At 63.5% G+C, this 9,647-nt stretch carries 9 protein-coding genes and 1 pseudogene; 8 read left to right on the forward strand and 2 right to left on the reverse strand.

The window, feature by feature from the left end; all coding sequences use genetic code 11:
• The 6 genes from T370_RS0119540 to T370_RS0119570 all read left to right on the forward strand — a co-directional run.
• On the forward strand, window positions 1-1,099 hold a 1,099-nt coding region (locus T370_RS0119540), incomplete at its 5' end, for an NAD(P)/FAD-dependent oxidoreductase (RefSeq protein ID WP_034507199.1).
• 14 nt (window positions 1,100-1,113) lie between these two features.
• Window positions 1,114-1,389 carry a (2Fe-2S)-binding protein gene (locus T370_RS0119545; protein ID WP_016360854.1) on the forward strand — a complete coding sequence of 92 codons (276 nt, stop codon included), beginning with the start codon at window positions 1,114-1,116 and terminating at the stop codon, window positions 1,387-1,389.
• Complete coding sequence (locus T370_RS0119550; protein WP_016360853.1) at window positions 1,389-2,777, forward strand: NAD(P)/FAD-dependent oxidoreductase; 1,389 nt, start codon at window positions 1,389-1,391, stop codon at window positions 2,775-2,777. Before T370_RS0119545 ends, T370_RS0119550 begins: the two co-directional genes overlap by 1 nt.
• Window positions 2,778-2,828: 51 nt before the next feature.
• Window positions 2,829-3,278 (forward strand): hypothetical protein, encoded by a 450-nt coding sequence (locus tag T370_RS0119555; RefSeq protein WP_005024720.1) that lies wholly within the window; start codon window positions 2,829-2,831, stop codon window positions 3,276-3,278.
• Between the two features lie 9 nt (window positions 3,279-3,287).
• Window positions 3,288-4,721: a sodium:solute symporter family protein gene (locus T370_RS0119560; RefSeq protein WP_005024721.1), complete on the forward strand. Its 1,434-nt coding sequence runs from the start codon at window positions 3,288-3,290 to the stop codon at window positions 4,719-4,721.
• 235 nt (window positions 4,722-4,956) lie between these two features.
• Window positions 4,957-5,664 (forward strand): aspartate/glutamate racemase family protein, encoded by a 708-nt coding sequence (locus tag T370_RS0119570; RefSeq protein WP_009368552.1) that lies wholly within the window; start codon window positions 4,957-4,959, stop codon window positions 5,662-5,664.
• A gap of 225 nt (window positions 5,665-5,889) precedes the next feature.
• Here the strand turns inward: T370_RS0119570 and T370_RS26355 are convergent, their stop codons facing one another.
• Entirely contained in the window at window positions 5,890-6,363 is a 474-nt protein-coding gene (locus tag T370_RS26355; RefSeq protein WP_459577798.1) for an AAA-type ATPase lid domain-containing protein, read from the reverse strand.
• Window positions 6,346-7,401: pseudogene (locus T370_RS23180) on the reverse strand (sigma-54 factor interaction domain-containing protein); the annotation flags it as partial. The gene T370_RS26355 and the pseudogene T370_RS23180, both read right to left, overlap by 18 nt.
• A gap of 182 nt (window positions 7,402-7,583) precedes the next feature.
• Here T370_RS23180 and T370_RS0119580 point away from each other — a divergent pair.
• Both T370_RS0119580 and T370_RS0119585 read left to right on the forward strand, forming a co-directional pair.
• On the forward strand, window positions 7,584-7,817 hold the full coding sequence (locus T370_RS0119580) for a 4Fe-4S dicluster domain-containing protein (protein WP_005024727.1): 234 nt from the start codon (window positions 7,584-7,586) through the stop codon (window positions 7,815-7,817).
• 9 nt (window positions 7,818-7,826) lie between these two features.
• A complete protein-coding gene (locus T370_RS0119585; RefSeq protein ID WP_029436740.1) occupies window positions 7,827-9,512 on the forward strand; it encodes an FAD-dependent oxidoreductase in 1,686 nt (561 codons plus the stop codon).
• The last annotated feature ends 135 nt before the right edge of the window (window positions 9,513-9,647 follow it).

The raw sequence follows: 9,647 nt of genomic DNA on the forward strand, positions 1-9,647 counted from the left end.
ACAAGATATCATCATCGTAGGCGGGGGCATATCGGGCGCCGCGCTGGCATACGGGCTTTCCGGCAAGGGCCGGAAAGTGACCGTGCTGGACGCGCCGACCGATACCAATAAGGCGTCGCGGACCAACGTAGGGCTGATCTGGTGCCAGTCGAAATTCCTGCACCTGCCCGAGTACGCGAAGTGGGGCTTCGTCTCCTCGCGGCTGTACCCGGCGCTGACCAAAGAACTTGAGGAAATCTCCGGACATGCGATCCCGGTGAACTACACCGGCGGCATCATCCCGGTCCTGAGCGAAGAGGACTACCAGAAACGCGGCGACTACATCGAAAAGCTGCGCGAGGCCCTCGGCGAATACAAGGGCAACATGATCGACCGCGCCGAGCTTGAGAAGAAACTGCCCAAGATCGGCTGGGGCCCTGAAGTCTGCGGCGCTGCATGGTGCGAAGAGGACGGCGTGGTCGATCCCCTGTCCCTGCTGCGTGCCTTCCGGGCGGCATTGCCCCGCGTCGGCGTGGACTACCGCCAGACGCTGGTGTTCGACGTGCAGCCCCACGCGGGCGGCTACCGCGTCACCACAAAGGACGGGACCTTCGACTGCCAGAAGCTCGTGCTCGCCGCCGGGCTGTCCAACCGCCGCTTCGTCCAGTTCGCCATGCCCACCCTGCCCGTCTACGCGGACAAGGGGCAGGTGCTGCTCGTCGAGCGTATGCCCTTCGTCATGCCCATCCCGGTGCTCGGCGTCACCCAGACCTTCGGCGGCACGACCATCATCGGCTTCCGCCACGAGAAGGCCGGGCACCACACGCAGGTCGTGCCATCCGCCGTGGCTTCCGAAGGCAAATGGGCCATCCGCGTCTGGCCCGAACTCGGCAAGAAGCGCCTCATCCGCGCATGGGCCGGACTGCGCGTCATGCCCGACGACAGCATGGCGATCTACAGCCGCCTGCCGGGGCATCCCAACGTCACCCTCGTCAATACCCACAGCGCCGTGACCATGGCCGCGGCCCATACCCGCCTGCTCCCCGATTTCATCCTCGGCGGCGAACTGCCCGAAACCGCGCAGGGCATGACCCTCAAACGCTTCGGCTATTCGTGCTGAACAAGGACTACGCCATGCAAAACGCATCTACCGTTCATATCACCTTCGACGGGCAGCCGATGGAAGTCCCCGCCGGGATCAGCGTCGCCGCCGCCGTGCTCGGGCACGCCCACGCCGGGCACACCTGCAAGCATCCCGTGGACGGCAGCGCCCGCGCTCCTTACTGCCTCATGGGCGTGTGCTTCGAATGCCTCATGGAAATCGACGGCGAACCGGACGTCCAGTCCTGCCTCGTCACCGTGCGGGAAGGCATGGTTGTGAGACGTCAACTTCCCGGGGAGGCCGAATAATGGACAGAAACATGGATCTCATCGTCATCGGAGCCGGCCCCGCCGGACTCTCCGCCGCCTGCGCCGCGCGCGCCTGCGGGCTGGACGTGACCCTCGTCGACGAGCAAGCGGCCCCGGGCGGCCAGCTTTTCCGCAATATCGAAACCCCGATGGCGCAGGCGCTGCTCGATCCCAAGGAACGCTCCGCCGGGCTCGGGCTCGTGAAACGCTTCCGCGAATCCGGCGCGACCTACTACCCCGGCACCACCGTCTGGGGGCTTGAGCCGCACAGGGTTTCGTGCACCATGAACGGCAAGGCCGAAGAGCTGGCCGCCTCGCACATCATCGTGGCCCCCGGCGGCATGGAACGGCCCGTCCCCTTCCCCGGCTGGACGCTGCCCGGCGTCATGGGCGCGGGAGGGGCCGACATCCTGCTGCGCTCCGGCGGCACGCTCTCCGCCGACAAGAACGCCCCGGTCGTCCTTGCGGGCAACGGCCCCCTGCTCCTCCTGCTTGCCGGGCACCTGCTCGAAGCGGGCGTGCCCATCGCCGCGTGGCTCGACACCGGCTGGTGGTCCCGCCGCATCATGGCGGGCGCGCTCATGCCCGCTGGCGTGCTCGACATGCCGTATGTCGCCAAGGGCATGAAAATGGCACTGCGCGTACTCAAGGGCAAAGTGCCGATCATCCGCAACGTCACCAATATCCGCGCCGTGGGCTCCGATCATCTGGAAAAGGTCGTGTACGACGCGGGCGGCAAGACCCACGAAATCAACGCCTCCACCCTGCTGCGCCACGAGGGCATCATCCCGCGCACGCACATCCTCAATTCCCTGAACGCCAAGCACGCATGGGACGGCGTCCAGCGGTACTGGCATCCCGTCGTCGACGAAAACGGCCGCACCAGCGTGGACGGCATTTCCATCGCCGGTGACGGAACCTACGTCCACGGCGGCGATGCGAGTATGCTCAAGGGCGCCATCGCCGGAGTAGAGATCGCCCGACGCCTTGGCGTGATCAGCGACGCCGAAGCAGCCTACCGCAGCGGCCCGGCCCGCAGGCAGCTCCGTGCCATGCGCATCGCGCGCGGGTTCCTGCGCTATGTGTTCGCGCCCAATCCGGCCATCTTCAATGTCCCGGACGAAACGCTGGTCTGCCGTTGCGAATGCGTCACCGCCGGGGATATCCGCAAGGCCGTGGCCGAAGGCTTCCGCGACGTCAACGAAGTCAAGCGCTTCACCCGCTGCGGCATGGGCCAGTGCCAGGGCCGCATGTGCGGGCCCGCACTCGCGGAAATCACCGCCGCCGCCCAGTCCAAGGCGCCCGACGCCGTGGGCTGCCTCCAAGTCCGCCAGCCCTTCCGGCCGGTCAGCCTCGAAAACTACTGCAACCTCAACCTGCCCGGCTAAACGGGCCCGCCCCCTTCCCGCCGTCCGGGGAGGGGGCCACGGAAAACATCTATGCGGCGCTCCCTTTCCCTCCTCTGCCGACGGGGCATCTGCCTCCTGCTTGCAGCCAGCTACATCGTCTGCCTGTGCGCGGCCTCGCTCAATGCCGCCCCCACGGTAGCCGAAGCGGGGAGCATCGCCAGCCTCGAACTGTTGCCGAGAGCGGAAAACCCGCACCTTTCCCCGGATGATCCCGCGCTTGCCGCGTCGATCCCCGAAACGTCGGGCAAGAGCCTGCAAAGCTGGGAAAGCCTGTTCCCGCTCCTTCTCGTGATCCTGTGGCCCCACCTGTTCCGGGCCGTCCGCCTCCGCCTCCGAGACCACCGGCTGCCGCGCCATACCGACATACGCGGCCTGCTCCCTCTCCCCGCCGCGCCGCCGCTTGCGGATCCTCCTTTTTTCGCTGAGGATTCCATCATGTTTTCCCGTCGTATCATGCAGCGCCGCGCGGCCTGCGTTTAGGAGTACGCCATGACCATCCATTGGCTGGATTACGCGATCATCATTCTGTATTTCTTTGTTGTGGTCTACATCGGTTACTGGGCCATGAAAAAAGTCACCAACTTTGACGATTACGCCGTCGCCGGACGCGGCCTTCCCATGTCCATCTTCTTCGCGGCCATCGCGGCGACCCTGTGCGGAGGCGGCGCAACCATCGGGCGCGTTTCGTTCATGCACACCACGGGCATCGTGGTCTTCGCCGGGCTCATCGGCGTGGTGATCAACCAGATCTTCTCGGGCCTGTACATTGCCGGGCGCGTGCACAACATCAAGAACGTCTACAGCGTGGGCGACCTCTTCGGGCTGTACTACGGCCGCGCCGGGCGGCTCGTTTCCAGCATCGTGTGCTTTTTCTTCTGCCTCGGGCTGTACGGGGTGCAGATTCTGGCGATGGGAGCCATCCTCCAGACCGCCGTGGGCATAGACCTCATCCCGGCGGCGCTTATTTCTTCCGTCATCACGCTGGCCTATACGTGGTCCGGCGGTATGCTCGCCGTAACCATGACCGATGCAGTGCAGTATGTGATCATTATCATCGGCGTGAGCCTGTGCGGGTATCTCGCCATCGACCATCTCGGCGGCTTCGACGCCATGATGGCGACCCTGAACGCCATGCCCCGCTATGAAAGCAACCTGAAGCTGTTCTCCGGCTGGGGTCCGATCCAGTTCGCGGGCCTCTTCCTGAGCTTCCTGTTCGGGGAATTCTGCGCGCCGTATTTCATCCAGCGCTATGCCTCCACCAAGTCCGCCAAGGACAGCAAGGCCGGGGTGCTGATCTTCTCCGTCCACTGGATTTTCTTCCTCGCCACCACCGCCGGGATCGGCCTTGCTTCCATGGCGCTCCAGCCCGACGTCAAGCCCGACCTCGCCTTCACCAACCTTATCCGCGACGTGCTGCCCATCGGCGTGACCGGCCTCGTGCTGGCGGCCCTGCTCGCCGCCGTCATGTCATCGGGCGCGGCCTTCATCAACACCGCCTGCGTCGTGTACACCCGCGACATCTACAACAAGTTCATCAATCCTCAGGCCACGCAAGATCAGATGCTGCGCCAGTCCCGCATGTCCACCCTCCTCGTGGGCGGCGTTTCTATCGGCGTCGCCATCCTGTTCCAGGACGTGTTCGGCCTGATGATCTACATCTTTAAGCTGTGGCCTTCGGCGATCATCCCGCCGCTGCTGGCCGGGCTGCTCTGGGGCAAGGTGTCGCCCTACGCCGGGGCTCCCGCCGTGGTCATCGGCGTCGTGAGCTGCTTCCTGTGGAGCGACAAGGTGCTCGGCGAGCCCTTCGGCATCCCCGCCAACCTTATTGGTATCGGCCTCAACTGCCTGACGCTGTTCGTCGTCCATCAGATGATGAAGCGCCGCGTCCCCTCCACGGGCATCTACGCCCCCGAAGTCCTGTAAGCCCGCAAGGAGATTATCATGCTGGAATTCACGAAATATCTGATCTATGCGTCTTTCATCCTGAACATCGCCTGCGGCGTATGGGTGCTCACCGGCATCGTCCAGTGGATTGCGGAAATGAACAAGAAAAACTGACGGGAACCGTTGGGAGAGGGCGCGTTCCGTCCGCGGGAGGCCCCTCTTCCCCCTAAACGCGGGGAGGCTGAACGTCCCGCATCAACCCAAAGGAGCGAATATGAAAGGCGGTAGACTGTATTACGACATGCCCATCGGCATCCTGTGCCTCGAATCGCTGTTCCCAAAACCGCGCGGGCACATGCGCAATCCGCTGACCTACGGTTTTCCGACGGTGACGCGGGTCATACGGGGCGTGGACATTCCGCGCCTGCTGTTCAACCCCACTCCGGATCTGCTGGAGCCGTTCATTCAGGCCGCGAAAGAGCTTGAGGCCGACGGCGTGCAGGCCATTACCGGAAGCTGCGGCTTCATGGCCCGTTTCCAGAATCAAATCGCCGCCGAGCTGCACATCCCGGTTTTCCTGTCGAGCCTGCTCCAGCTTCCTCTGGTGCGCCTCATGCACGGGGAAAAGGCCGAGATCGGCGTCCTCACCGCCAGTAGTCAGGCCCTGACGCCCGCCCACTTCGCCAACTGCGCGACGCCGATGGAGTCGGTGCACATCCGGGGCATGGAAGGCAACCCCGAGTTCTGGGAGACCATCATTGAAGGCAAACGCCACGACTTCGACATGGAACGCCTCGAAGCCGAGATCGTAGGTTCCGCCGCCGCGTTCGCGCGGGAAAAGGCGCTCGACGCCCTCGTGCTCGAATGCACCGACCTTTCCGCCTTCTCCGCGCCCATCCAGCGCGCGATCAACCTCCCCGTCTACGACATCAATTCGCTCGTCGAGTACGCCTATTACGCCGTCTGCCGGAAGGACTACTAGCCAGCTATCCGGCAACGGCGATTCGGCTGTCCCGCCTCCTCCGGAGGCATTTCCCCCGCTCCTATCGGAAGGTCTCCTCTTCTTTCCGATGGGAGTTGGGGGAATCATTTTTCTGGGAGACAGGGGATCTCCGCAGGGTGGCTCCTCGCCCCCTCAGACTTCCCCGGAAAGGAAATGATTCCCCCACAACGCAGTCCGGGAACTGGGCGGAGCCCTGCTCAACGGCTACTTCCGGCGCGGCAGGGGCAGGCCCATCTTGAGCATGTGGGCGCGCAGGGTCGTGTAGTGGACGCCGAGAAGCTCCGTAGCGCTTCCCGGCCCCATGAGCTTATTGCCGGTCTTCTCAAGGACACGCCGGATATACCGCTGTTCCAGCTCAGCCAGCGAGGGCCAGCCGTCCTCGGGTGATGCCGCACCGCCCTCGACCTCGGGGGCGAACTCGAATTTCAGCGGCGTCCCCACCGCCTTGCTTCGGCTGAGAAGCAGCGAACGCTCAATGACGAATTCCAGCTCCCGCACGTTCCCCGGCCAGTCATGGCTGTACAGCCGCTCCAGCTCGGGGGCGGGCACGTCCGGCACCTCCATCTCGAACTGCGCCGCCTTGGTCCGCAGGAAATGCCCCACAAGCGCCGGGATGTCCGCTTTCCGATCCCGCAGCGGCGGGATGACAATGGTCAGTACTGCCAGACGGAACCACAAGTCCTTGCGGAACGTCCCTTCCCGTACCTTCTTCATGAGATCGGTCTGCGTCGCCGCGATCACCCGGACATCCACCGGAATAGGCCGGTGATCGCCTACGCGGGTTACATACCGACTCTCCAGCACGCGCAGCAGGTGCACCTGCGCCTCCTAGGGCATCTCCCCGATTTCGTCGAGAAACAGCGTCCCGCCGTTGGCCTGCTCGAAGTACCCCCTCCTCGTCGTGTGCGCGCCAGTGAATGCGCCCTTCTCGTGCCCGAACAGTTCGCTGCTCAAAAGGCTTGGGGTGATCGTCCCGCAGTTCACCTTAAGGAACGGGCCGTTGCGCCGATCCGACCGCTCATGGATGGCGTCGGCCACGGACTCCTTACCCGAACCCGTTTCCCCAAGGATAAGCACCGTCGTCCGCGTCGGGGCCGCCAGCTCGATGCGCTGCCGGACCTCGGCCAGCTCAGGGCACAGGGACAAGCGCTCGAATCCCGATCCCGCCGGGGTGTAGGGCAACGCCTTTTCCTCCGTGAACGACAGGCGTTCCCGAAGCTCCCCGGCGAGGGGCCGCACAAGCCGCTGGAGCTGCTCCACATGCGTCCATGTGAAGGCGTCGTAGTCGTCGGACCAGAAGTTCAGGCAGAAATAGTATTCGCCGTTCTCGAACAGCGGAAGCCGGATCATTGCGCTGTGGATCAAAAAAGGCACATCGGCCAGATCAGGATCTTTGAACGGAGCTTGAACCTTGTAGCCGTCCAAATTGTTGATGAGGACAGGCTGGTTGATTTTTTCACTTTCAACGAAAGGCGCACCCCGTTCGGGGTTCGAAATGCGCGTGGTCCGGCGGCTGTCCAGTTTGGTGTCGAACATCTGGATCACGCGGGTAAAATCCTTGGAAATGAGAATGGCGTTGATGCGCACGACCGGAAGATACGGACGTATCATATTGTGAAGGCAGGTTATTGATCCGTGGAGCCCGTTCGTTCTGTAAAAAATGAGGCACGCCATCGCGCCGGATTCGAAAAAAGGATCGGAAGGATAGGAAGGCATGGGCGGCTCCGTTCGGACTTTTCATACTGTGTAAATCACATCGTATTCTATGTAATAGACACTGTTTTTTAAAACTATGCGGTCAAAACATATTGTTATTTTAAGAACAATGCAATGGCACGGAACCTGCTCAAAGCGAGGCATAGAGAATTTCCATTCCTCTCAACCAAGGAGTCTTGAACATGCCTCCACGCATTGATCCTGAAAAATGTACAGGTTGCGGGTTGTGCGCCAGCATTTGCCCCTTGCAGGTCTTCCGCCAGAAGCAGCCGAAGACAACCCCGGAAGTTGCCTACGGCGAAGAGTGCTGGCACTGCAACGCCTGCGTGCTCGACTGCCCTGCCAAGGCCGTTTCGCTCCGCCTTCCCCTGAACTACATGCTGCTCCATGTGGACGCAGACACCCTGCACAGCTAGGAGGTGCTTATGATTCCCGTATCCAAGACGCTCGAAACGGACATCGCGGTCGTGGGCGGAGGCATCGGCGGGCTGTGCGCGGCCATTGCGGCGGCGGAAGGCGGCGCCAGGGTCATGGTCCTCGAAAAGGCCAATACCAAACGCAGCGGCTCGGGCGCGACCGGCAACGATCATTTCGCCTGTTATTACCCGAAGCACCACGGCGGCGACATCCGGCCCATCCTGCGCGAACTGCTCGACAGCCTTGTCGGGCTGTGCCATGACCCGCTGCTTTCCCTGCGCTTTCTTGAGAGGAGCATCTCCATCGTGGACAAGTGGCACGAGTGGGGCATCAACATGAAGCCGTTCGCGGACGACTACGTGTTCATGGGCCACGCCTACCCGGACCGCCCCCGCATCTGGCTCAAGTACGACGGGCACAATCAGAAGGAAGCCCTCACCCGGCAGGCCAAAAAGGTCGGCGTAACCATCGTGAACCACCATCCCGCCGTGGATCTCATGCGCGACGAACAAGGCATTACCGGCGTACTTGCGCTGGATGTGTCCGGGGAAACCCCCTCGTTCACGTTCGTCAAGGCGCGCAAGGTCATCCTCGCCACCGGCACCGCCAACCGTCTGTACCCCGCCGCCGGATCCCCGGGCTGGCCCTTCAATACCGCCTTCTGCCCCGCCTGTGCGGGTGCGGCGCAGGCGCAGGGCTGGCGCATCGGCGCGAAGCTCGTGAACATGGAGCTGCCCAACCGCCATGCCGGGCCCAAGTTCTTCGCCCGCGCCGGAAAGTCCACATGGATCGGCGTGTACCGCTATCCCGACGGCAAACTGCTCGGCCCCTTCGTGGACAAGGCCACCCGCGAGGTCGGGGACATCACCTGCGACGTGTGGAACTCCGCCTATACCGACGTGCTCATGAACGGCACCGGCCCCGCCTACATCGACTGTACGGGCACGGGCCCCGAAGACATGGCCTTCATGCGCGAGGGCATGGCGAGCGAGGGGCTCACCGGGCTGCTCAACTACATGGATGAAAAGGGCATCGATCCCTCGAAGCACGCCGTAGAGTTCATGCAGTACGAGCCGCACCTCATCGGGCGCGGGCTGGAAATCGACATCGACGGGCAGACCTCCGTACCCGGCTTGTACGCCACCGGCGACATGGTGGGCAACTTCCGCGCCGACATCGCCGGGGCCGCCGTCTACGGCTGGATCGCCGGGGAGCACGCCGCCGCCCATATTGGGGACGCCCCCCTCGCCGACATCGAAAACACGCCGTGGGCGCAGGAGCGCATGGCCTATTACAGCCGGTTCATGGAACGGCCTTCCGGGGCGCACTGGAAGGAAGCGAACCTCGCCCTCCAGCAGATCATGGCCGACTACGCCGCCGCCGGGCCGCACCGCGTGCGTTCCGCGACCCTGCTCAACGCCGGGCTGAAGTACCTCGCGGATCTGCGGCGCAACGCCGAAGCCGAAATAGCGGCATCCGACGCCCACACCCTCCTGCGCGCCATCGAGACGCTGGATCTCATCGACAACGGCGAGATCGTCATGCACGGCGCGCTCGAACGCAAGGAATCACGCGGTATGCATCAGCGTTCCGACTTTACCTTCACCAATCCGCTGCTGTCCGACAAGTTCCTGACGCTCCGCAAGGAACAGGGGAGAATCATCCCCGAATGGCGCCAGCGCTGGACAGCCTGATAAGGGGAGACGCGACGTGCCGGGGGAGGAGGGAGGAAACCCTTCTGAAGAAGGGCTTTCCTCCCTCCTCCCCCGGACCCCCACCTTCCCAAGACTTTCGACTGGTGGGGAGGCGGCGCGCAGGGAGTCCGTTCC

This window comes from Bilophila wadsworthia ATCC 49260, from assembly GCF_000701705.1.
GTDB lineage: Bacteria > Desulfobacterota > Desulfovibrionia > Desulfovibrionales > Desulfovibrionaceae > Bilophila > Bilophila wadsworthia.

Bases quoted from the DNA above. Each gene is read 5' to 3' on its own strand.
- T370_RS0119570 (WP_009368552.1), top strand. From the start codon at position 4,957: ATGAAAGGCGGTAGACTGTATTACGACATGCCCATCGGCATCCTGTGC.
- T370_RS0119550 (WP_016360853.1), top strand. From the start codon at position 1,389: ATGGACAGAAACATGGATCTCATCGTCATCGGAGCCGGCCCCGCCGGA.
- T370_RS0119545 (WP_016360854.1), top strand. From the start codon at position 1,114: ATGCAAAACGCATCTACCGTTCATATCACCTTCGACGGGCAGCCGATG.
- T370_RS0119585 (WP_029436740.1), top strand. From the start codon at position 7,827: ATGATTCCCGTATCCAAGACGCTCGAAACGGACATCGCGGTCGTGGGC.
- T370_RS0119555 (WP_005024720.1), top strand. From the start codon at position 2,829: ATGCGGCGCTCCCTTTCCCTCCTCTGCCGACGGGGCATCTGCCTCCTG.
- T370_RS0119560 (WP_005024721.1), top strand. From the start codon at position 3,288: ATGACCATCCATTGGCTGGATTACGCGATCATCATTCTGTATTTCTTT.
- T370_RS0119580 (WP_005024727.1), top strand. From the start codon at position 7,584: ATGCCTCCACGCATTGATCCTGAAAAATGTACAGGTTGCGGGTTGTGC.